General features: G+C 64.7%; 18 protein-coding genes. 4 read left to right on the top strand and 14 right to left on the bottom strand.

Features of this window, described 5'->3' with window-relative positions:
- Nucleotides 1–13: 13 nt before the first annotated feature.
- The 6 genes from IEW87_RS05000 to IEW87_RS04975 all read right to left on the bottom strand — a co-directional run bounded on the left by IEW87_RS05000 (nt 14) and on the right by IEW87_RS04975 (nt 7,694).
- Nucleotides 14–1,528: an acyl-CoA carboxylase subunit beta gene (locus IEW87_RS05000; RefSeq protein WP_188711178.1), complete on the bottom strand. Its 1,515-nt coding sequence runs from the start codon at nt 1,526–1,528 to the stop codon at nt 14–16.
- 69 nt (nt 1,529–1,597) lie between these two features.
- Nucleotides 1,598–3,424: an ABC transporter permease gene (locus tag IEW87_RS04995; RefSeq protein ID WP_188711177.1), complete on the bottom strand. Its 1,827-nt coding sequence runs from the start codon at nt 3,422–3,424 to the stop codon at nt 1,598–1,600.
- A complete protein-coding gene (locus IEW87_RS04990) occupies nt 3,421–4,557 on the bottom strand; it encodes an ABC transporter ATP-binding protein (protein ID WP_229731173.1) in 1,137 nt (378 codons plus the stop codon). Before IEW87_RS04990 ends, IEW87_RS04995 begins: the two co-directional genes overlap by 4 nt.
- 93 nt (nt 4,558–4,650) lie before the next feature.
- Complete coding sequence (locus IEW87_RS04985) at nt 4,651–4,866, bottom strand: biotin/lipoyl-binding carrier protein (protein ID WP_188711175.1); 216 nt, start codon at nt 4,864–4,866, stop codon at nt 4,651–4,653.
- Nucleotides 4,867–4,902: 36 nt separating this feature from the next.
- Complete coding sequence (locus IEW87_RS04980) at nt 4,903–6,534, bottom strand: acyl-CoA carboxylase subunit beta (protein WP_229730964.1); 1,632 nt, start codon at nt 6,532–6,534, stop codon at nt 4,903–4,905.
- A 248-nt stretch (nt 6,535–6,782) separates the two neighbouring features.
- Nucleotides 6,783–7,694 (bottom strand): LysR family transcriptional regulator, encoded by a 912-nt coding sequence (locus IEW87_RS04975; RefSeq protein WP_188711174.1) that lies wholly within the window; start codon nt 7,692–7,694, stop codon nt 6,783–6,785.
- Nucleotides 7,695–7,847: 153 nt separating this feature from the next.
- Here IEW87_RS04975 and IEW87_RS04970 point away from each other — a divergent pair, with 153 nt between their 5' ends.
- Together IEW87_RS04970 and IEW87_RS04965 are read left to right on the top strand one after the other, a co-directional pair.
- On the top strand, nt 7,848–9,224 hold the full coding sequence (locus tag IEW87_RS04970) for an acetyl-CoA carboxylase biotin carboxylase subunit (protein ID WP_188711173.1): 1,377 nt from the start codon (nt 7,848–7,850) through the stop codon (nt 9,222–9,224).
- Nucleotides 9,221–10,249 (top strand): ABC transporter substrate-binding protein, encoded by a 1,029-nt coding sequence (locus IEW87_RS04965; protein ID WP_188711172.1) that lies wholly within the window; start codon nt 9,221–9,223, stop codon nt 10,247–10,249. Before IEW87_RS04970 ends, IEW87_RS04965 begins: the two co-directional genes overlap by 4 nt.
- A 115-nt stretch (nt 10,250–10,364) precedes the next feature.
- Here the strand turns inward: IEW87_RS04965 and IEW87_RS04960 are convergent, their stop codons facing one another.
- The 8 genes from IEW87_RS04960 to IEW87_RS04925 all read right to left on the bottom strand — a co-directional run bounded on the left by IEW87_RS04960 (nt 10,365) and on the right by IEW87_RS04925 (nt 20,981).
- Nucleotides 10,365–11,585 (bottom strand): ROK family transcriptional regulator, encoded by a 1,221-nt coding sequence (locus IEW87_RS04960; protein ID WP_188711171.1) that lies wholly within the window; start codon nt 11,583–11,585, stop codon nt 10,365–10,367.
- Between the two features lie 10 nt (nt 11,586–11,595).
- Nucleotides 11,596–12,249, bottom strand: a complete 654-nt coding sequence (locus tag IEW87_RS04955) for an HAD family hydrolase (protein ID WP_188711170.1) — start codon at nt 12,247–12,249, stop codon at nt 11,596–11,598.
- Nucleotides 12,246–12,689 carry a nuclear transport factor 2 family protein gene (locus IEW87_RS04950; RefSeq protein WP_188711169.1) on the bottom strand — a complete coding sequence of 148 codons (444 nt, stop codon included), beginning with the start codon at nt 12,687–12,689 and terminating at the stop codon, nt 12,246–12,248. The genes IEW87_RS04955 and IEW87_RS04950 overlap by 4 nt, the downstream gene beginning before the upstream one ends.
- Nucleotides 12,690–12,720: 31 nt before the next feature.
- Nucleotides 12,721–13,785 carry an ABC transporter substrate-binding protein gene (locus IEW87_RS04945; RefSeq protein WP_188711168.1) on the bottom strand — a complete coding sequence of 355 codons (1,065 nt, stop codon included), beginning with the start codon at nt 13,783–13,785 and terminating at the stop codon, nt 12,721–12,723.
- 81 nt (nt 13,786–13,866) lie between these two features.
- Nucleotides 13,867–15,000 carry an ABC transporter ATP-binding protein gene (locus IEW87_RS04940; RefSeq protein ID WP_188711167.1) on the bottom strand — a complete coding sequence of 378 codons (1,134 nt, stop codon included), beginning with the start codon at nt 14,998–15,000 and terminating at the stop codon, nt 13,867–13,869.
- Nucleotides 15,001–15,009: 9 nt separating this feature from the next.
- Nucleotides 15,010–16,758: an ABC transporter permease gene (locus tag IEW87_RS04935; RefSeq protein ID WP_188711166.1), complete on the bottom strand. Its 1,749-nt coding sequence runs from the start codon at nt 16,756–16,758 to the stop codon at nt 15,010–15,012.
- On the bottom strand, nt 16,751–18,490 hold the full coding sequence (locus tag IEW87_RS04930) for a thiamine pyrophosphate-dependent enzyme (protein WP_188711165.1): 1,740 nt from the start codon (nt 18,488–18,490) through the stop codon (nt 16,751–16,753). The genes IEW87_RS04935 and IEW87_RS04930 overlap by 8 nt, the downstream gene beginning before the upstream one ends.
- 310 nt (nt 18,491–18,800) lie before the next feature.
- Nucleotides 18,801–20,981 carry a glycosyltransferase family protein gene (locus IEW87_RS04925; protein ID WP_188711164.1) on the bottom strand — a complete coding sequence of 727 codons (2,181 nt, stop codon included), beginning with the start codon at nt 20,979–20,981 and terminating at the stop codon, nt 18,801–18,803.
- An 80-nt stretch (nt 20,982–21,061) separates the two neighbouring features.
- Between IEW87_RS04925 and rfbA the strand changes: the two genes are divergently transcribed.
- Both rfbA and rfbB read left to right on the top strand, forming a co-directional pair.
- Nucleotides 21,062–21,931: a glucose-1-phosphate thymidylyltransferase RfbA gene (rfbA, locus tag IEW87_RS04920; protein ID WP_188711163.1), complete on the top strand. Its 870-nt coding sequence runs from the start codon at nt 21,062–21,064 to the stop codon at nt 21,929–21,931.
- Nucleotides 21,931–22,929, top strand: a complete 999-nt coding sequence (rfbB, locus tag IEW87_RS04915) for a dTDP-glucose 4,6-dehydratase (RefSeq protein ID WP_188711162.1) — start codon at nt 21,931–21,933, stop codon at nt 22,927–22,929. The genes rfbA and rfbB overlap by 1 nt, the downstream gene beginning before the upstream one ends.

Here is a 22,929-nt window from a genome sequence, read left to right as displayed (position 1 = left end):
GGGGTCATGCTCGTCAGTAGCTGGTTGGCCAACCGGCCATCAAGTGCTCGCCGATGGGACTCGAGCGACGAAGTCTCAGCACGTTGCGCAGATAGGCGCGGGTCTCGCGCGGATCGATGACGTCGTCAATGGCAAAGCTCGCGGCGGCGTCGTACGCTGTCGTTTCGCGCGCGAGTTCGGCTGCCTTCGCGTCGACAGCCTCGGGATCCGACGCCTTCTCGCCGAGGAGCACGCGCGCGCCGAAGTCTGGGTTCATGAAGCTGAGCTCCGCGGTCGTCCACGCGCAGGTGTGGTCGGCGATGCCGCTGAGGCCCATGTTCCCGACCGCGGCCCCATATGACTTTCGCGCGACGATCGCCACGATCGGCACGGTGCAGAGAGTGAGCGCATGCATCCAGTTCATGACGCGTCCCGTGATGCCCTTGCGCTCGCCGTTGAGCCCGATGAGGAACCCCGGCTGATCGGCCAGGAAAACGAGTGGGATGTTGTACGAGTCGCACAGCACAAGGAAGCTGATCACCTTCGAGCACGCCTCAGCCGTGATCGCGCCGGCCACACTCATCGGGTTGCTGGCGACAATGCCGACCGACTGACCGTCGATCCGCGCGAGCGTCGTGATGACGGACTTGCCGTACGAGCGCTTGAGCGGGAACAGAGAGTCGCTGTCGACAATGCATTCGAGAACGGCATGCATGTCGTAGCTCTTGTTGAGTGACTCCGGCAGCACGTCGAGCAGCCTGGCCGCACGGCCCGCTTCGCCCTCGTCGTCGCGAGCATCGACAAGTGGAGGCGCTTCCTCGGAATTGGACGGCAGATAGGAGAGGAACTGCTTGACCATCGCGATAGCTTGTTCGTCAGTGTCCACCGCGACATCGGCGAGGCCGCTGACCTCGGTGTGCACGCGCCACCCACCGAGATCCTCGGAATCGACTGACTGACCGGTCGCGACCGAGATCAGACGGGCGCTCGCAACGCCGAGCGTCGCACCCTTCCGCATGACGGTGAAGTCTGAGATCGACGCATACCAGGCGGACGACCCGTAGCAGGATCCCAGAACGGCGGACACCCACGGCGATCGGCGGATCCGCTGGTACTGCAACCGGTCGGAGCCTCCGGCGATGCTCGTTGCGCCCATCGTGTCTGGCATCCTGCCGCCCGCCGACTCGCCGAGGAAGACGATCGGTGCGCCGACTTTTCCTGCCACGTCTTTGAGACGCCGCATCTTCCGGTTGTTGACGGGGCTGCTCGAGGCGCCGAGCACTGTGAAGTCGTTCGAGGCGACGGCGGTCGTCCGTCCATCGATCTCGCCGAGCCCGGTGATCTTCCCGTCAGCCGGAGCGTGCCGATCGGGCGCCGTGGCCAAGAGTCCCAACTCCGTGAACGTCCCGGTGTCGAGCAGCTGCTCAACGCGCTCCCGAGCATTGAGACGTCCCTGCGCGCGGAGATTCTCGAGCGCGGCAGTCGGCCCCCCAGCCAGGGCTCTGGCGCGCCGGTGCGCGAGATCGGTGTGTAGCGACTCGATTCCCATGTCAGTCCTTACTTCGATTGGCGTTGGGCCCAGCAGGCGCGTGCCTGATGGTGACAGCTGCGCTCGCGCTCACTTCATCTGCGAGCGCGTGAGCCGCGATGCTTTGGGCACTCGGGATATCGCGATCGTCCGCGTGGTCGGCTTCTTCATCCCGTGAGCGAGTGCAGATCGCTGCCGGCGACGGCGACGGCGGCCGAGGAGGAGGATGCTGATGCCCAGAGTCGACGTCACGATGCTCACCAACGCGCCCATCGCGGCCAACTGGCCGTATGTCCCTCCGTCTTTCAGATCCATCATCACGAATCCGACAACGGGAGAGCGTGGACTGCCGAGCATGACGGAGGCGGTGAGTTCACCCGCCGACAGCACGAACACGAGAATCCATCCGGCGATGAGTCCGGGCCTCATCAACGGCCCCACGATCTTGCGGAACGTTCGCCACGTTCCGGCCCTCGACATGTAACTCGCCTCCGACAGGACCGGTCCGACTTGGGACAACGCGTCGTTTGCGCTGATGCTCGCCTGCGGCATGAAGATGATGAGGTATGCGATCAGGATCAACAACACCGTTCCCTGCAGGCCGACCGGAGGGGCGGCGAGTGCGGCGAGGAGCGCCACGGCGATAACGACGTGAGAGATCGCCGCAGGCACTTTCATCGACCCGTCGATGAATCTTCCGATGAATGTGCGGCGTGCGCGCTGCGTCACGAACGCGATCACCGCACAGGCGAGGACGCCGATGGTCGCCGTAAGAACACCGAGCGTGAGACTGTTCGCGAGCGATTCCTGTGTGGTCGACCCGGGCTCGAAGATCTTCTGCCAATTGCTCAGCGTGAAGTTCTCGGCCGTGATGGCTCCAGACCAGTAGCTCTGGAAGGAAACCACGACGAGCGCCAGGATTGGCAGCATCACCATCAGAGCCATGTAGATGAGCATGATGAGGCGCGCGGGCCACTTCCACACGCCGAGAACCAGCTTGTTGCCGCCGGAGAACTTGCCTTCGATGGTCGCGTGGCGCGCGCGTCGGCTGGTGCGGCGCTCGAGAAGCCACGCTGACCCGATGACGGCGACGACGACGAGGCCGAGAACGAGTGCGCCAGACAGATCCGGCGGGTACTCGGCCGTCGTGAGCTGAACGATGCGCACGGTCAGCACATCGATTCCTGCTTGGTTGCCCATGAGGACCGGAATCGAGTACACGGCGAATCCGGCCGCCAATGCGAGGAGCACCCCGCTCAACATCGACGGACGGATCGCGGGAAGCGTCACCCGCAGATAGGTGCGCACGACACCGCTTCCGTTCACGCGCGATGCCTCTTCGAGAGCCGGATTCGCATTGCGCAGGGCCGCCGAGATCGGCAGGTAACAGAAGGGCACGAGCGTGACAACGTAGAGGAACACCATGCCCGGCCAGGTGTAGATGTCGAGCGGCCCCTCGACCGGAGGGGTGATGCCGACGGCGCTCATGGCATCGCGGATCACGACATTGAGAATTCCCGGGCCCGGAGTCGCGAGCATGACCCATCCGACCGCGCTTGCCATCGGTGGCACGAAGAGCGGCAGCACGGGCAGGCTGTCGGAGAGCCAGCCCATTCGTGCATTCGTACGTTCGGTGACCCAGGCGAAGAATGTGGCGACGGTGACCGCGCCGGCTGTGCTCAGCGAGATCAGAATCGCCGTGTCGATCAGGACCTTCCCCAGCCACGGCTTCTCCCAGATTCGCACGAAGGCTGCCGCGTTGAATCCGCCTTCCAGGAAGAAGAGACGAAAGATCGTCACGACGAGCGGCACCACGATGAGCGCGGCGATCACGACGCCCATGGCCCATCCGACGATGACGAACGCGCTGGTCTTCCTCCCCCGGCCATTCGCCGAGGAACCTGTCGCGGCGTTCATGATTCCCGCCCGAACGCGAGCAGGTCTGCAGGCGTCTGCGAGATCGTGACCTCAGCACCCTGCGAAATCTCCGCGCCGTGCGATGCCCACACGCGGATGATTCCCTCCGCAGTGCGAACGAGGTATTGCATCCGTGAACCGGCCAGATACATCGACGACACGACGATGCCGGTCAGCCGGTTGCGTCCCGGGTTCGAGCCTTCGGCGAGCGTCCAGCGTTCGGGCCGCGCCATCACGACGACGCTCTCCATCGCGTTGTCATGGATGGCGATGTCCCACTCTTGCTGCCCCGTCGTGCGTACACGCACATGGCCTGGTGAACGCTCGATCACGGAGCCCTTGAACTCGTCGACCGTTCCCACAAACGCGGCCACGTAGGCGGATGCCGGGCGCTCGTACACCGCACGAGGCGTGTCGATCTGCGCCACTACGCCCTCGTCGAGGACGGCGATTCGCGTCCCCAGCGTCATTGCTTCGTCCTGATCGTGGGTCACATACAGTGCCGTGAACCCGAGCTCACGCTGCATGCGGATGATCTCGAGGCGAAGCTTCTCTCGCACCTTCGCATCGATGTTCGACAAGGGCTCATCGAAAAGAATCACGTCCTGAGATGCGACGATCGCGCGCGCCAGTGATACTCGCTGCTGCTGACCGCCCGACAGCTGGTTCGGGAACTGCGCATGCAGGTGTCCGATACCAACGATCTCCAGGACGTCAGTCACCCGCTTCTGGACCCGGTCCCTCGCCACGCGTTGGCTGCGGAGCGGATAGGCGACGTTGTCGAATACTGTCATGTGCGGCCACAGAGCGTATGACTGAAACACCATGCTTGCGGGACGTCGTTCCGGCGGAAGATCGACGTGACGTTCGCTGTCGAAGACCGGCGAGCCGTTGAGGGAGATATGCCCGCGATCGGGCTTCTCCAGACCTGCGATCATGCGCAACAGAGTGGTCTTGCCGCATCCACTGGGCCCGAGCAGAACGAGAAACTCGCCGGGATCGACGTTGATCGACACATCGTCAACAGCCGCGACTGATGTCCCGTCCTCACGTTGAAAGCTCTTGGATATGCCTCGGATACTGATGCTCTGCGGCGCTGCGGATTCTGCGAGGTGTGAAGGTGATTCGTTCATGGTTCCCAAGTTTCATCGTTGAATCTTGCTCGCTGGACGGCACCGGCGCACGCACGTCGCGAGGTCTCGCGCGGCACGGAAAGTGTCAGGTCACTAGGGGCGGATCGTCGCGATCAATCCGTCCTCGTCGACGGAATCTCCCTCGCTGACGTGGAGTGCGTCGATGGTTCCGGCGGCACCGGCGAGCACCGGGATCTCCATCTTCATCGATTCGAGTACGACGACAACCGAATCTGGCTGCACCGCCTCCCCGATGCTGGCCGTGATCTTCCAGACGCTGGCCACCATTTCAGACCGAACTTCAATCATGCTGCTACTCCATTCAGATACATCAGGAACGTGCGCTCAGACGCGGAAAGTATGGGCGCGGGGACCGATCAGCTCGGGCAGAAGCCGATACGCTTCATCGCACCAGTTCCGCAGCACGCCGGGGGTGTCCGCGGGATCGATGATGTCGTTGATCCCGAATCGCTCCGCGGTTCGGAAAGGCGATTCGAACTGGCGGTAATGCTCGGTGAGTTCGGCGCGACGTGCATCGGGATCGTGGTGCGCGGCGATCTCACGCCGATGCGCGGCGTCCACCCCGCCCTCGATCGGAATCGAGCCCCAGTGTGCAGAGGGCCATGCAACACGCGTGCTTGCTCGCTTTGTCGGGGAGAGTATTCCGCCGCCCAGGCCGAACGCTCGGCGAAGCACGACGACACACCAGGGGACCGAACTCTGCTCGATCGCGAGCATCAGACGGAGTGCCTCTCGCGCCGTGCCTTGCTCTTCGGCCTGTTTGCCGACATAGAGCCCCGGCTGGTCGACGAGCGACACGATCGGGAGGTGGAACGTATCGCAGAGATCGACGAACCGGGTCGCTTTCTCGGCGGCGTCTGCGGTCAACGCACCGCCGACATGGAACGGGTCGCTCTGGAGGATCCCGACCGGTCGGCCACCGAGGCGACCGAGTGCGGTGATCATCGGCCTCCCCCAGTACTTGCCGATCTCGAAGACGGACCCGGGATCGAGCACCCGCTCGAGCACGCTCCGCGCCTGATACGGCTTCCGGCGGTCCCGCGGGATGATCGAGCGGAGCGCCTCGTCGCGCGCGTCGCCCGGCTCGGGTTCCGACTCGACTGGAGGAAGTTCGAAGACGCTCGACGGCATGTACGAAAGGAAGGTCTTTACCTGATCAAGTGCTTCTTCCTCCGTCGCAGCGTCGTTGTCGACGACCCCGGAACCGCGCGAGTGCACGCGGAAGCCCCCCAACGACTCCTTATCGACCGCCTGCCCGACTCCCGGCGCAACAACGAGCGGACCACCGCTGAAGACCTGACTGGATCCTTGCACCATGACCGAGAAATGAGAAAGGCACACCTTCATCGCTCCGAGCCCAGCGCACGGTCCGAGCGCGACACCGACGACGGGCACGGTGCCGAGAAGCTCCGACGTCTTCCACGCGGGGTATCCACCAAGTTTCGTCGACTGCGCCTTCTCGAGGAGTTTTATGCTTCCGCCCGCGGCATCCACCAGGCGGACCAGCGGCACGCGGTGCTCCGTCGCGTACGTCTCCGCGAAGATCCACTTATCCGGTATCGACGCTTCCGACGATCCCCCGCGAACCGTGAAATCATCGCCGGCCACCATGGTGCGGCATCCGCCGATGCGGCCCGTGCCGATGACCGAATTGGCCGGAGTCACCGTCGAGACGCGACCGTCCTCGCCGTACGCCGCAGCCCCCGTCAGCACGCCGACTTCTTCGAACGTGCCCTGATCCAGGAGATACTCGATTCGCTGGCGCACCGTCAGGTTGCCACGCTCGTTGTGTGAAACGACACGTTCTTCGCCACCGAGCGCGTACGCCATCTCCCTGCGCTCATGCAGCTCATCGATTTCGCTCTGCCACGGCGATGCAGGTGACATGGCTTCGCGGGTCGCGTGCGTTGCTGAATCGGGCGCATCGGCATCCGACTGACCTCGGTCTGCGCTCATGGCTATCCCTTTCACTACGACGTGCAAGATTCGCATTCTGGCGGGCAGGTCTCGCCAATCCCGCATCTCGATCCTCGCGGCGCCCGTCTCAACAGGGCGCCCGATTCAAGTCGACAGGATCGAGTATGCGAGGTTGCAGCGTCGCACGGAAGAGCGCCACACCGAGCGGGGCGATAAGGTACACCTATCACCTTCGATGCGCGACACCACGTACAGGCGCCCCCGTCGACGGGCACGCCGGCGACGCGTCACCAGCTGACGCCGCGGCGCGAAACGGCGAGTGTTCTGAGGATGTTCAGGAGCCCCAACGCCGGCGGAGATGGATACTCGTCGACGCGGCGAATCGCGGCGGTGATCGTCGCTGACAACGTGGCTTCGAGCGGAACGACGCGATACTTACCGCTCGCGACATCGTCCTCCGGAATCCCGATCTCGGGAAGGACAGCAAGCCCGACGCCGGCCGTCACCAACGCGCGCGCAGTGTCGATGCTCGCGGTGTGAAAGATCGCCGTGAGCCTGCCGTCGATGTTCATCTCATCGAAGATGCGTCGCAACAGGAAGCCGCGCTGGAACACGATCAGGGGCTCACCAACGAGATCTTCGGGGGTGATGACCTGTGCGTGCGCCAGCGGATGGTCTGTCGGCACGCACATGACCGTTTGGCTCGCGATCAGATCGACGGTGGTGACGGCGTTCAACGGGGCGTCCGACGCAACGCGCGAGATCAGTCCGAGATCGAAATCCCCGTTCGTGACGCCCTCCCACACCTGGTGGCTCCCCAGCTCAGTCACCTCGAACTCGATGTTCGGGTGTTCCTGACGAAACTGGTGCACGGCGGTCGGCAGGATCGTGCGGCACACCGTCGGCACCGCGCCGATGTACACGTGACCGACGCGTGCATCGCTGATCGAGCTCGCGGCCTGGCGCATCGTACGCTCGGCGCTGAGCATCGCGCGGATGTGTGGTTCCAGAAACGTCGCGGCTGACGTCGGGCTCACTCCGGTGGAACCACGCACGAAGAGGACGACGCCGAGGTCCTCCTCGAGCCGCTGGATCTGCTGACTCAGCGAGGGCTGGGTAATTCCGAGTGCTTGGGCTGCCTGGCGCATCGAGCGCGAAGACATCACTGCCGCGACGTAGCGAAGCTGGTCGATGCGCACGTTTGGATTCTCCTATCGCCGTTCAAGGCATCCTAGGCTTGCGCGGCGCCTGCGCGCTCATTGAGACTGACAAGGATTTCCCACCTGTACAGAGCTGTCCAGGATTTCTCTGGGCGGATCTACCCTTCGACAGCATGGCTGGAGGCCGCGGCGATGTTCAAACGAATCCTTATCGCCAATCGAGGTGAAATTGCATGTCGAATCATCCGAACGTGCCGTCGTCTCGGGATCGAGTCGGTAGCGGTGTACTCGGATGCCGACGTCGACGCCATGCATGTTCGAGAGGCTGACACAGCGGTGCGTTTGGGTCCCGCCCCCGCACAGTCGTCCTACCTCGACGCGGATCGGGTGCTCGTCGCGGCGCACGATTCTGGCAGCGACGCCATCCACCCCGGCTATGGCTTCCTCTCGGAGAGCTCCTCGTTTGCGCAGGCCGTTGTCGATGCCGGCCTGGGTTGGATCGGCCCGCCTCAGGACGCGATCGCAGCGATGGGTGACAAATCGGAGGCGAAGTCGACGGTCTCTGCCGCTGGCGTCCCGATTGCGCCTGGTGTCACGTTGCCACTGGTGGACGTGATGGACGCACTTCGGTACACGGCACAGGTCGGCTATCCGATCATGGTCAAGCCGAGCGGTGGCGGCGGCGGGATCGGCATGGGTATCGCAACCGACGACGCAGAGTTCGAGGCGGCATGGACGACCGCGGTCAATCGGAGCAGGTCCCTCTTTGGCGAGTCGAGCATCCTGCTGGAACGCTTCACGGAGCGCGCACGCCACATCGAGGTTCAAGTCCTCGGTCTCAACGATGGACGCATTCTGGTACTCGGAGAGCGCGACTGCTCCGTTCAGCGGCGCCATCAGAAGCTTGTCGAAGAGAGTCCGTCTCCCGGTCTCCCTACGAACGTCCGGGCCGAGATGTTCGCGGCCGCGGCGACGGTCGCAGACAACATCGACTATCGCGGCGCTGGCACCGTCGAATTCCTGCTTGATCGCGTCTCGGGAGAGTTCTTCTTCTTGGAGATGAACACTCGCCTGCAGGTTGAGCATCCCGTGACCGAGCTGGTCTTCGGAGTCGACCTCGTCGAAGCGCAGATCAGGATCGCGGCGGGAGAAGATTCGCCGGGGTTCGAGCCAGATGCGTTGGCGTCGAACGGCCACGCATTCGAGTTCCGTGTGTATGCCGAAGACCCGGACACCTACCGCCCCGGGCCCGGGCTCATCTCAGAATGGATTGAGCCTGAGGGCGATGTCCGCGTCGATTCCGGTTACGCGAAGGGCGACGTCGTCTCCCACTTCTATGATCCGCTCTTAGCCAAGGTCTGCGTGTGGGGCTCGACGCGCGAGGAAGCCCTCGACAAAGCCGAACTCGCCCTGTCGAGCTTCGTACTCGATGGGCCGAAGCAGAATCTTCCGCTCCTGCGCGAGCTGCTGCACTCGCGTGCGTTCCGAACGGGAGACTACGGGACCACACTTCTGTCTGAATTGAAGGACGAGAAGTCCTCGTCGCTATCGAAGGGAATGTCATCATGATTCGAACTCGTACGCAGGTGTCCCTCGCTGCTGTGCTCGCATCAGCCGTCGTCCTCACTGGCTGTGCAGGCGAGGACCCTGCTCCGAGTAGTGCGCCCGGACCATCGAACAGCGAGGTCGACGCGCTCTATGAGGCGGCACTCGAAGAGGGATCGGTCACGTGGTATTCGTCGGCTCCCAACGAGGCACCAGCCGCGTTCGAAGAGGCCTACCCCGGGATCACGGTCGACTTCGTCCGCCTCCCCGCCGGCCAGCTGGGCACGCGATACGCACAGGAGCGCGACGCAGGTGCCGCCCCCGGTGATGTGGTGACGATCGCCGACGAACAATTCATCAACGACGCCCGCGACGAAGGTTGGATCGACACCGACCTCTCGAACATTCCCGCGATGGCTGAGTGGCCAGAGGATGCCGTCGACGATGGCGTCGTCACGTTGGGCCGAGCGGCTTACGGCATCGTCTACAACACCGACCTCCTCTCGGATCCGCCCGCGACATGGGAAGACGTGTTGGACCCGCGGTTCGAAGGCGTCATTCAAAATGGCGACCCGGGAGTCGTTCCCGGCTACTTAGCGCTCATGCACGTGTTGCGTGAGGAATACGGCGACGAGTACCTCACGGAAGTGGCTGCGATGGGGACGACGTACGAGGCCAGCCAGGTGTCCGTGACGCAGGCTCTCGGTGCGGGCGCCGCGACGTTGGGAATGACGGGCTCATTCCAGCTGACGGAGATGCTCGCCCAAGAGGGAGCGCCTGTGAAGTTCCAGGACATGTCTCCGACGACCGGGAGCACCTTCTACACGATCGCTTCGACGGATTCGACTCATCCGAATGCCGCGAAGCTCTTGCTCAATTTCCTCACGTCCGCCGAAGGCCAGACGGCGTTCGCCGCGGACATCTCCTCACCGCTCGGCGTCGACGCCGTGCCGACGAGCGTTCCGCTGCCCGACGGATGGCAGGACTACTCGGTCGACGAGGTAGAGGCCGCAAAGTCAGAAATCCTCGCACTGCTCGAGTTGCAGTAGCCGCGGGACAGGGGCGGGAACGGTCTGGACCACCGTCTCGCCCCTTCGTGCGGTGCAGGAAAGCGACCTGAGAGCGTCCGCTCATCCACGCCCACTTGACGAAACCACTCACATATCAGGAATTGGCTGCCTCGACTTGTGCTTCGACAGCTTGCTCAGACAGCGAATGCTCGACCACGATCATGCTCGCCCCCTTGATCCCAGCATCGTTCCCCAGTCGAGCCGGCACAAGCTTGACGGCATCGGAGGCGCGGGGGAGCGCGTGGCTGAACAGCGATTCGCGCAGCCCGGCGAAGAGGTGCTCCTCGGGCTCGGCAAGATAACCCCATACCGTGATCACGTCGGGGTTGAGCAGGTTCACCGCCCCTGCGAGCACCTCGCCGATACGTCGACCCGAGTTGCGCACCTGTTCGATAGCTTCGGGGAGCCCCTGCTGGGCGAGCCGGGCCACATCACGTGCCGTCCCGGCCGCGTGCCCCTCGGCGCGGAGGTTCTCGGCCAGGGCCTTGCCCCCAGCGACGACATTGAGGCATCCGCGATTGCCGCAATTGCAGAGCCCGCCGCCGGACTGCACAGTAGTGTGTCCGATCTCACCAGTAAGGCCCTCTCGGCCCTTCACGACACTGCCGTGGATCAGCACGCCGGCGCTGAGGACGGTTCCCGCCTTCACACAGATGAGGGCACGAGAGTCGGGCCAGTGAACCCTCTGCTCTGCGAGGGCGAGCAGATTCACGTCCTGGTCGACGAATGCCGGCGCCGAGAATCGCTTCGTGAGGGTCGTGGAAACGAGTTCGGACCAGTCACTCATTGCACCGGGCTCCTCGTCGCTGCTCTCGGTGTTCAACCGAGTGAGCTCGATGACATTGGGCAGGCCGATCCCGATGCCGTGAAGTCGGCCCGTTCGGGTGTCGTTGCCGGCGAGCAGGGCCTCGAACGCATTCCCGAGCGCGGCAAGGACGGGCTCTGCGCCCAGGTCGACCCGGGTATCGACCATGACGCTGTCGATAATGTCGCCCTCGAGATCGGTGAGGGCAGCGCGCGACGCCGTGATGCCTACCTGCGCGGCGAGAATGATGCCGGCCGCGGGATTGAAGGTGTAAAGCGACGGCGCACGTCCTTTGCCGACTGGCGATGCCGATGCCGCCGCGATGAGCCCCAGGTCGAGTAGCCGGGCGATGCGGGTACCCACCGTTGATCGCGCGAGCCCCGTAGCGTCGCACAACTCGGAGATGGTGCGGGCCTCGCCGCGGTGGATCAGGCTGAATATCTCGCCAACGCGGTGAACGGGGGCTCGCGCTATGTCACGTGCGGCGAGTATGCGTCTGTCGTCGGCCATCGAACGCAGCCTAACCGGAACGAGCGGCGCTGATCCGCACCGCGGGGCGGCCGTCGTCCCTCATACCGCTGGGACTCACGAAATCACGCAGGTCTTGAGGGTGCGACGCGACAAGTTCGGTGCCGAGCGAAGCAGCTCCAGTCCATGCTGCGTGCACTCCCCGAGCACCCGCAGCACGGGCTGCGACGAGATCGGCGAGCGAGTCGCCGACGACGATCGCCTGGCTGGCGGCGACTCCTAGCCACGAGCAGGCGCGGTGGATGGCCTCGGGGTCCGACTTCGCAAGCCTCACGTCGTCAACGCTGACGATGGCGGTGAAGTAGGGCGCGAGGCCCGAACGCTCGAGAAGCGCTTCGGTGACCTCACGTCGGGCATTCGTGGCAACCGCGAGCGTGCAGTCGACCTGAAGCGATTGAAGGGCATCGACGACTCCGGGCAGCGGCTCCAGGTCAGCGTTTCGGATGCTGTGGAGGAGCACGTCGATGTCACCGCGGGCCCGGCGCACGGTCGTGATGGGGTCGCGGAGGTCGAGAAAGCTCCATGGCCGGGATTCTCCCGTGCCCCGGCAGGCATCGTCGAGGGCGGAGCGGATCATCTCCGCAGAGTTGAGGAGAGTGCCTTCGAGATCGAAGATGACAGCGAGCACGGCGTTGTATGCGCTCACTTCGCCTCTTTCGCTGCAGCGATCGAGGCTGCAAGTCCCAAATGCTCTTGCCGTCGGTGCTCGATAAGCCAGCGGCCCTCGCGCCGTGCATAGCGGTCGAAGCACAACCGCACGCCGGCAAGCTGACTCGAGTGCTCGCCCGGCCGAGCTTCGAACACGAGGAGCGCGTAATGCGCCTCGATGCACTGGTCGCGCGCGACCTCGACCGGGCTGAAGTTGACCACAGCGTGACAGGTGGTACGGCTCACATCGTTCTCACGTTCGGTGAAGAGCTGGAGGAGCTCGTCTCCGCCTACCGTCACGTCGCCGTAGCGATCGAGCACGGCGTCGTTCGTGAAGCACTCCACCGTGGCCGAGGCGATTCCCGTGTCGACGTAGCGGAAGCTGCGCAGCGTGACGTCATAGCACTCGGTTATGCCAGCGTTGTTGAGAACGCGCATGAACCGCACCACCTTTCTCGTGTGTTGAGTTTTACCCGAGGAGCGTCCGAAGAGTTCGCCGGAGATCGGCGACCTTACTCGGATCGGAGAGGGACTCGCCGTCGACCTCGAGCACCTTGACGTCGTCGAGCTCAGGCATCCCTTCGCTCGCGAACCCGGGCCGCACCGGATAGGAGAAATTGTCGGCGTAGAGATCCATGACCGCGTCGCTGAAGAGGAAATTCTCGAACAGGCGTGCCGCATTGGGATGCTCTGCTTCGGCGTTGATTCCCATGGCGCCGGCCATCGCCACGGAGCCTTCACTAGGCAAGACGAGTTCGATCGGGCGATCCTGAGCCATGTCGGCGTAGGTGCGGAAGTCGGTGACGACTCCGACCGGCGACGAGCCGGAAAGGATCGCAGCTTCGGTATCGCCGAAGCTCGACAGCAGCACGGGCTTATTCTCGCCGAGCTTTTGAACGTATTCTTCCCCGAAGTTCTCGAGCCATGCAGCGGCGGCACTGGTCGCAACTGTCAAGCTGGCGGGATCACCTGCGGTGATCTTTCCCTCCCACTTCGGGTCGACGAGGTCGGCCCACGAGTCGGGCGCGTCCGCCTCAGAGACGATGTCGGCGTTGTAGGCGAGGGCCACCAACGCCACGTAGCCTGTGCTCACCCAGTTTCCCTCCGGGTCCATGTAGTTGGAGTCGACTTCATCGGCATGCTCGGGATAGAAGGGCGCGAAAGCCCCCCTGTCGGCGAGCCGCTGAATGGTGAAGCTCGGCGTCACGTACGCAACGTCGGCCTCGAGACCGGGCCCCGAGAACTCGGCTTCGAGCTTGGCGGCGATCTTCTCGCCGGGCAGCCGCAAGAGCTCGACTTCGATGCCTGGGTAGGTGTCCTGGAACAGGTCGGCGATGGCAACCGCATTCTCGCGAGGCTCATTCGTGTACCAGACGACCGTTCCCTCTTTCGTGGCAGCGTCGACGAGACTTTCGGAGCTCGCCGTAGGGATCGGCCCCTCGCTTTCGGTCTGGTCGACCTTGTCTTGCGGCACGGCCGCGCCGACGGCGCAGCCCGACAGCAGTGCCACGGAGGCTACGGTCGCGCTCAGCACAGCCGCGCCGCTGCGGCCTCGAGTTCGTGATTTCATGGCTGGTTCCTCCTGTTTGTATTCGACACTCAAGCGAATGTCGGATCAGACGCGGGCGAGTGATGCTGTGTTGGGGGTGTAAGTCGTGTCGTCCCCCGGGTATGCCACGACATGGTCGTCATCGATCGCGACGGCGACCTTGGTGCCCTTCTGGCCCGAAGTCGATCCCGCGTCCATCACGGTCACGAGGTGTCCGCTTTCAAGGCGGACCCACAACTTGACGTCACCGTCGACGAACTCGTCTCGCTCCACTGTTCCCTCCAGGGACTGGTCGTCGGGGGTGCCGGCGATCCGCAGTCCCTGGTTGCGTACAAGCACTGTGACGTGCTCACCCACGACGAGCGGCTTCGGACACTGGCGCGGCGAGAGGGTGAGCGTTCGCGATGTGCCCTCCAGCAGCACGCCGGCGGCCTTGCCGCCTTCGACGGCGACCCCGGGCAGCTCCGCCGCCCAGTGGCTGAGGATCTCGGCGGCCGAACGCGTCGGCGGCGCTGCATAGAGGGCACGGGGTTCGCCTGAACAGAGCAGAGAACCATTCTCGAGCACGATGAGGTGGTCGGCGAGGCTCATCGCCTCGTCGCGATCGTGCGTGACGTAGACGAACGCGATCCCGGTGCTCCGCTGGAGCTCCTGAAGCTGGGTGCGAAGTCGCCCGCGCAGCGCCGCGTCGAGGTTGCTGAGGGGCTCGTCAAAGAGGATGAGTCCGGGGCGCAACGCGATGCTCCGTGCGAGGGCTACCCGTTGCTGCTGCCCGCCGCTCAGCTGAGCGGGGAGACGATCGGCGAGCTCGCCAAGACCCGTGATCTCCAATGTTTCGAGAATGCGTGTCTCACGTTCGCGCTTGCCGAGATTCTTGGCCTTGAGCGGCAACGCGACGTTCTGCGCGACAGTGAGGTGCGGCCAGAGTGCGTAGCTCTGGAACACGACGGCCAGATTTCTCTTCTGCGGTGGGACATACCGGGGACCGGCTACGACGCGGTCGTCGAGTTTGATGGTGCCATGTGAGGGGCGGATGAAGCCGGCGATGAGGCGCAACATTGTGGTCTTACCACTACCGCTTGCCCCGAGGATTGCGGTGATACCGCTTTCTCCGAGGTGTAGCGTGACGTCGTGGAGGCCACCGGCACCCACGGCATCGGAGTAGCTGAAACTAACGTTCTCAAACGATACTGACGACATTGTGTATCCCTAATCGATGTCTGCGAATGCTCGGCGGCCGGCCAGTTTGATGACGATCGTGTAGGCGAGGATGCTCAAAACAAACAGGACCGAGGACAGTGCGTACATCTGCCCGATGAGGCCTTCTTCCTTGTAGCTGAGGAGAACGGTGGCCGACACGACCGTGTCGCTCGTGATCAGCAGGATCGACGCCGACAGCTCGTTGAAGGCGAAGAAGAAGCAGATGATCGCGGCCGCGAGCACGGCCCGTTTTGTGAGGGGAAATACGACTTTCGCGAACGTCGTGCCCCCGGGAACACTATGGCTGTACGCCGCCAGTTCGAGATCACGGTCGATCTCGGCTACGGAACCGTGAACGTTCCTGCGCCCGAAGGGCAAGAAGCGGCCGATATAGGCGATGACGACGATGGCTGCCGTGTTGTAAAGCACGAGCGGCCCGCCACTGTAGGCGCTGATGAGGCCGAAGGCGAGCACGATTCCGGGGATCACGAACGCGAGGTCCGAGATGGCGTTCATGGTCTTGCCGAAGACAAAGCCGTGGCGTTCGAAGTACACCAGGGCGAGGGCGAGCAACAAGACGACAACGGTGGTGACGAGGGCAAACAGGGCGCTGTTGCCGATCGCGAGCACGGTCTGGCCAAGCTCGAAGAGCGCAACATAGGCGCTGAAATCGAGGTCGGCGAGTGAGATCGCATAGCTGCCCGTATTGGAGAGGCTGCCCAAGATAAGGGTGCTGCCGGGGATTATCAGGATGAGCAGGACGGCGATCGAGCTCCACACAGTCAGAGCGAAGTTGACACCTGTGGCGAGCCGCAGCTTCGTATGCCCTCCCGCCTTGCCGACAACCAGGGGGTGGCTGCTGCGCCGGACGTACCAGTTGGTGGCCGCGGTGAGGGCGATCGAGATGACGAGCAAGACGATGGCCATGGTCGCGGCGTGTACGAAGTCGACGGGGTATCCAAAATCCTGATAGATCGCGGTCGTGAGGAGCGGAATCCGCGCGGGAATCGCGATGACCGCCTGCACGCCGAAGATGTTGATTCCGGCGACGAACCCAAGGAAGCTGGCTGACACGAGCGCCGGCTTCATGAGTGGTGCGGTGATGCGCCAGACGACCCGAGAGGGCGAGAGGCCGTGTGCGTAGCCGGCGTCCTCGAGGTCGCTGCTCATGCTCGAGAGGGACACCGCCAGGCTGATGAAGATGATCGGGAACTCGTGGCAGGCCGTCATGAGGGCGAGCCCCCAGAAGCCATAGAGCGACGTGGGTGAGTCGAAGAGGTCGGTGAGCCATTGTGAGACGGGCATGTGAGGCCCGAGCGGGATCAGATAGGCGAGAGCAATGAGCATTCCGGGCGTGAGGAAGCTCAGGAACGACAAATGCATGAAGAGGCGGCGGCCCCAGAGTGTGGTGCGCACGACCCCCCACGCCATCGGGGCCGCGAAGAGAAGGGCGATGACGGTGGCGACGATGCCGATTGCCACCGTGTTGTAGGTGGCCTCCCACGTATACGGCATGCTCAGAACCGAGAGCATGCCCGAGAGGTCGAACATGCCGGTCGACGGCTGCGTCACGCCGGCGAGCACGACGCGGAAGATCGGGTAGACGACGGCGATGATGACGGACAGGATCGTGGCGGCCCAGGCGACGCGCGCCCATTTGCCATGCACACTGCGCCCGACAGGCGTGCGGAAACCACGGTGGCCGATGTCGACTCGCTGCCGAGGTGGGACGGGCCTCTTCAGGTCGGTGTCATTCATAGGACGTCTCAGACTGTGCTTTCGCGTCCCGGGCATAGCGCGGGTGGAGACGCTCACGACTCTGGAGGGCGTCCTTGCGCCGCGGCGGGGCGAGGACCTCGACATCGACATGCACGTCGAGCACGACGGGCTTGCTCGAGGCGAGTGCGTTCGTGTACGCGATCTCAAGCTCCTCGAGAGTGCGAACGGTTATGCCCGTCGCGCCCATGAGTTCGGCGATTGCCGCGAAATCGGGATTGTCGAGGTCGCAGGCGTAGAAGCGTCCCCCGAGGAATCCGAGTTGATTGGCTCGCTCGGCTGCAAGTGAACCGTTGTTGAGCACGACAGAGATGACGGGCGCGTCTTCGGCGACTGCGGTGAGCACCTCCTGAAGGCCCGTTCCCCACGCGCCGTCCCCGCTGATAGCGATGACGGGTCGTTCGGGTGCGGCGACCTTGGCTCCGATGGCGTTTGCGAACGCACCTCCCATCGAGCCGAAGGTGCCGGGCATCATGAGGCTGCGGCCGCGCGTGAATTCGAAGTAGGTGGTGACGAAGCTTGTCGCGTTTCCTGCGTCGGCTGTGACGATGGCATTGTTCGGGGTGAGCTCGGCGAGCCGCAAGAGCGCTGCCTTGGGCGAGAGCACCGAGGCCGGCCCGGACGCTTCATCGCTGAGGGTTCGCCACCAGGCATTCTTTCCCTCGGCGATCGCGCTCACGGTGGCTGTTTCCCGATCGGGGGCGATGCCCCGCGACTCCAGAGCGCTGACGAGAGCGTCGACGGTCAGCGCACAGTCGCCGACGAGGCCGACGTCGATGGGGTGGTTGGCCCCGATGTTCAAGGGGTCGGCGTCGTTGAGGATGAGGCGTGCGTCGGCAGGCCAGAAGTCGACGTCGTATTGCGGCGAGGTTCCCGTGGGGTTGAGCCGCGTCCCCAGGGCGAGAACAACATCAGCGTGCGACGAGTGCTCCATCGCGAACTTCGATCCGCTATAGCCGAGCGGTCCGACGTAGCGCGGGTGTGAGTTGTCGAAGGCGTCGTTGTGGTTGTATATCGTCGTCACTCCCGCGTCGACGAGGTCGGCGAGCTGTCCCACCTGCGGGAATGCCTCTGTCTGGGCGACCCCGAGTCCGCACACGATGAGGGGCCTCCGTGCGGTCGCAAGCAACTCGACCGCAGCGTCGATGTCGGACTGCGCCGGTTGGGTGAGCCCGGAGTGCCGGTAGCTTGCGGGCGCCTGTTCGTCCCAGTCGAGCTCGTCGTAGAAGAGGTCGCGCGGGATGTCGACCTGTGCGGGTCCGCGCTTTATGAGCGCGCTGCGGAACGCCGCACGCATGGCCCACGGGATGCGGTCGGCCCGCGCGACCTTATGCTGAAAAACGGTGACTCCCGACAGCAATGCCATCTGGTCGACCTCTTGCACGATGTGGCTGCCACTCTGCATCGTGGTCACGGACGGTGTGACCACGATCATCGGAGTGTGGTTGGCGTAAGCCATCGCCACACCGCTCACGAGGTTGGTGATACCGGGGCCATTCTGACCGATGCAGACCGTGATCTTTCCGGATGCCTGTGTGTAGCCGTCGGCCATTCCCCCGGCGTTCTGCTCGTTGCGCACCTGAATGAAGTCGATCCCCGCCGCCGTGAATAGGTCGAGCGGGTCAACGATGGCCGAGCCGTTGATCCCGAAGACAGTGGACACTCCTTCGAGTCGGAGGGATTCTACGAAGGCTTCACTTCCACGAACTCGCACTGGATGCACCTTTCCGGTTGCGTCTCTTCATTGAGCCCCGTCAGTCATTGAGGCCGCCAGACGTAGGTGGCGGTCAACCTTGCGGTGAGGCGTTTGTCACTCTAAACATATTTATTTCGACTGTCAACACATTTACGTTGATTGATGAATTAATAAGTAGGGATGGGAAGAACGAGCGGCAGACCAGGGAGAGTGAGTGCGCTACAGCATGTCTCCCCACGGAAGAAACCCCAGGTCACATGCCAGTGGATCCATCTGAAGCGCCCAACGTGAGCCGGGACGGCCCCCGCGACCCGACGCCAATGGCGTCTTACGCCGAGCGTCGCGCCCGTCGCCGCACGACGGCGCGGGAGATGAGCCACGCCAGCGCCACGACCCACGCGAGCACGAAGGATCCCGCGAGCACCGGGAACGGCGGCGGCAGGAACCGCACGGTCACCTCGTCCCCCACAGACGCCGAGGACACGTCGACGGTCACGAGATAGTCGCGCACCGGATCCGCGAACGCCGCGCCATCGACGGAGTAACCCGGGAACGGCAGGCGGCTGAGCACGACCCGCGGATCCGCCCCCACGGCATCCACGGAGAAGGTCACGGTGGTCTGCGTCTCACCCGAGACGGAGACGGACGTCCCCTCCCCCGTCCACGTCACGCCACCCGCGGACGGCAGCGGCTCGGTGCGCTCGAAGAACCAGTTCCACTCGCCCTCGTCGGCGAGCTGCCATCCGTCCGGCGAGGAAGGCTCAGACGGATACGTGTGCTTGGCCGCCACGATCGTCGACACACTCAACAGCGAAGCGACCTCGACCCCGGTGTCTTCGTCGGTGCTCCACAGCGTGCCGAGGGCATCGGCGCACGTCAGCCCGCGCAGGTCGGCGCACAGATCGCTGGCGTAGGCCGTGAACGGCAGCACGGTGTACACGCTCGAGACGTTCGTGTCACTGAGGTACCAGAGGTTCGCCATGAGGCGCTCGTCCCAGCTGTCGGGGTCGAGCGCGCCCTTCATGTAGTTGCCGACGACGATGGCGTCGCCCGGAGCGTCCGAGAGCACGTCTTCGAGCTCGTCAGTGCTCGTGGGGGCGCCGACCGACGGCAGCGGAGACTCGCGCCACTGCAGCATCTGCGCCGCGCCCACCCCGATCGTGACGAGCATCGAGCACAGCACAACGGCGGCGGTCTTCTTCGCCCACGGCGGCGTGCGGCCGGCCACGAACGCGTAGTCGCGCCCGCGCGCGATCAGCACGATCGCCACCAGTGCCACGATCTGCAGCAGCGCGCCGGCGAAGATCGACTTCCACGACCACATCTCGCCGACCCAGCTGATGTAGGCCATCGCCGCGATGACCGCGACCGATGCCCAGGCACGCCCCCGGGTGATGCGCTCCGGGTAGGCCCGCGTCGCGGCGACCGCGAGCACGATGATGACCGCGATCGCGAGGTACGGCATCATCCGGATCGGCCAGCGGATCGCCCCAAGATCACTCGGCGCCAGCACGAACACGGCCATCACGGATCCGTAGACCCAGACCGGGATGAGACGGCGCACGGCCTCGCGCGGGATCGGGAGGAACAGGGGGAACAGCGGCACGAGCCACGCGATGTAGACGAGCGGGCCATCGACGATGCCGTCCCACGCGCGGATCGACGCCGTCGACATCGGCGACGCGACCGAGAACAGGTCGGCGACGTCGGCGTTGAGGAAGCCGGTGTTCTCGTAGGGCGAGTCGCCGCGGACCGTGACGGAGGACGTCATGATCGCGGGGAGGTACACGACAATCGACCAGAACCCGCCCCACGCGCTGGCGGCGAGCGCGCGCACGATGCGGATCCGATCACGCGCGACGATCGCGCGTACGAGCGTCTCGACGAGCAGCACGACGAGCACGAGGACCCCGAAGACGTATCCGAACGTGATGAGGGTGAAGCTCGTGATGAGGTACGGGATCGGGGATCGGCCGGCTTCCACGCCGCGCCTGAGCGTCCACCACACGAGCGGCAGCAGGCACGCGTCGAAGAGGCCGGTGGACCACGAGGCGGCGTCCATGAAGACCGTGAACCCGGCGGCAGGGGCGAGCACCCCGGCGAGCGCGGCCCACGGACGGGACGCCCCGAAGTCGCGCGCGATGAGGTACATCCCCGCGGCGAACACGGCGAGGAACCCGATCTTCCACGCGGACACGTGCAGCACGGCGTCGGGCGTGACGTACGCGGTCAGGCCGATGAGCCACGTGACGGGGCTGAGGATCCCCCACTGGCCTTCCGCGAAGTAGTTGCCGCCTTGCCAGGCGGACGGATCCAGGATCGGCAGCGTGCCGTTCGCGAGGTACTCGCCGAGCGCCCACCACTGCCCGAAGGATCCGCGCTCGGTGTCGTCGGCGAAGTAGAAGCGCGGGGTGATCGCGAGGCGGCCCGCGGCGAGCGCGATCGTGACGAGCACCGACAGCAGCGGCCAGCGCAGCCTGGTCCACGTCGCCTCACGCGATTTCGTCATGCCGGTCGGTCCTCCCCGTCGTCGCCTCCGCAAGGCTAGCTTCCCGGTGCCTGACGGCCGCGCATGACACGATGGATCCCATGAAGGGCATCATTCTGGCGGGCGGCAGCGGAACGCGCCTGCACCCCATCACCCTCGGGGTGTCGAAGCAGCTCGTTCCGGTGTACGACAAGCCGATGATCTACTACCCCCTGTCGACGCTGATGCTCGCGGGAATCCGCGACATCCTCGTCATCACCACCCCGCACGATGCGCCCGGTTTCGAGCGCCTGCTGGGCGACGGGTCGCAGTTCGGGGTGTCGATCTCGTTCGCGCAGCAGCCCTCCCCCGACGGTCTCGCGCAGGCGTTCACGATCGGCGCCGACTTCATCGGCGATGACGCGGTGGCGCTCGTGCTCGGTGACAACCTGCTCTACGGCCCGGGGCTCGGTACGCAGCTGCAGCGCTTCACCGACGTCCAGGGTGGCGCGATCTTCGCGTACTGGGTGGCGGATCCGTCGGCGTACGGCGTCGTCGAGTTCGATGGCGACGGGCGCGCACTCTCGCTCGAGGAGAAGCCCGAGCACCCGAAGAGCAGCTTCGCGATTCCGGGGCTGTACTTCTACGACAACGACGTCATCGAGATCGCCCGCGGTCTCGCGCCGTCGGCGCGTGGCGAGTACGAGATCACCGACGTCAACCGCGCCTACCTCGAACTCGGATCTCTCAGCGTCGACGTGCTGCCCCGCGGCACGGCGTGGCTCGATACGGGCACGTTCGACGACATGATCGGTGCCGGCGACTTCGTGCGCACGATGGAGCACCGCACGGGCCAGAAGATCGGCGCGCCCGAGGAGATCGCGTGGCGGCGCGGCTTCATCGACGACGACGGTCTGCGCTCGCGCGCCGAGGGCCTCGTGAAGTCCGGCTACGGCCGTTACCTGCTCGACCTTCTGGAAAGGGGCCGCTGATGGCGCGCCTGCTCGTGACCGGCGGGGCCGGTTTCATCGGATCCAACTTCGTGCACCACGTGATCGAGAACACGGATCACGTGGTGACCGTGCTCGACAAGCTCACGTACGCGGGCAACAAGGACTCGCTCGCGGGGCTTCCCGAGGATCGCTTCGAGCTGGTCGTCGGTGACGTCGCGAACGCCGCGCTCGTGGACGAGCTGTTCGCCGACCACGATGCGGTCGTGCACTACGCGGCCGAGTCGCACAACGACAATTCGCTGGACGATCCGCGCCCGTTCCTCGACACGAACGTCATCGGCACGTACACGCTGCTCGAGGCGGCCCGCCGCCACGACATGCGGCTGCACCACATCTCGACCGACGAGGTGTACGGCGATCTCGCGCTCGACGATCCGGAGCGGTTCACCGAGACGACCCCCTACAACCCGTCGTCGCCGTACTCGTCGACGAAGGCGGCGAGCGACCTGCTCGTGCGCGCGTGGGTGCGCTCGTTCGGAGTGCGGGCGACGATCTCGAACTGCTCGAACAACTACGGCCCGTTCCAGCACGTCGAGAAGTTCATCCCGCGGCAGATCACGAACGTCATCCGCGGGATCCGCCCCAAGCTGTACGGCACGGGCGAGAACGTGCGCGACTGGATCCACGCCGACGACCACTCGTCGGCCGTGCTGACCGTGCTCGAGAAGGGCGAGATCGGCGAGACGTACCTGATCGGCGCCGACGGCGAGGAGAACAACCGCGACGTCGTCGAGATGATCCTCGAGCTGATGGGCGAGCCGCGCGACGCGTACGACCTCGTCACCGACCGCCCCGGCCACGACCTGCGGTACGCGATCGATTCGTCGCGCCTGCGCACGGAGCTCGGCTGGCGCCCGCAGTTCCCGGTCTTCCGCGAGGGACTCGAGGCGACGATCCGCTGGTATCGCGAGAACGAGTCGTGGTGGGCGCCGTCGAAGGACGGGGTCGAGGCGTTCTACGCGTCGAAGGGGCAGTGA

The organism is Microbacterium faecale (genome assembly GCF_014640975.1).
Taxonomy (GTDB): domain Bacteria; phylum Actinomycetota; class Actinomycetes; order Actinomycetales; family Microbacteriaceae; genus Microbacterium; species Microbacterium faecale.
This window is presented reverse-complemented; position numbering and strand designations above follow the sequence as displayed.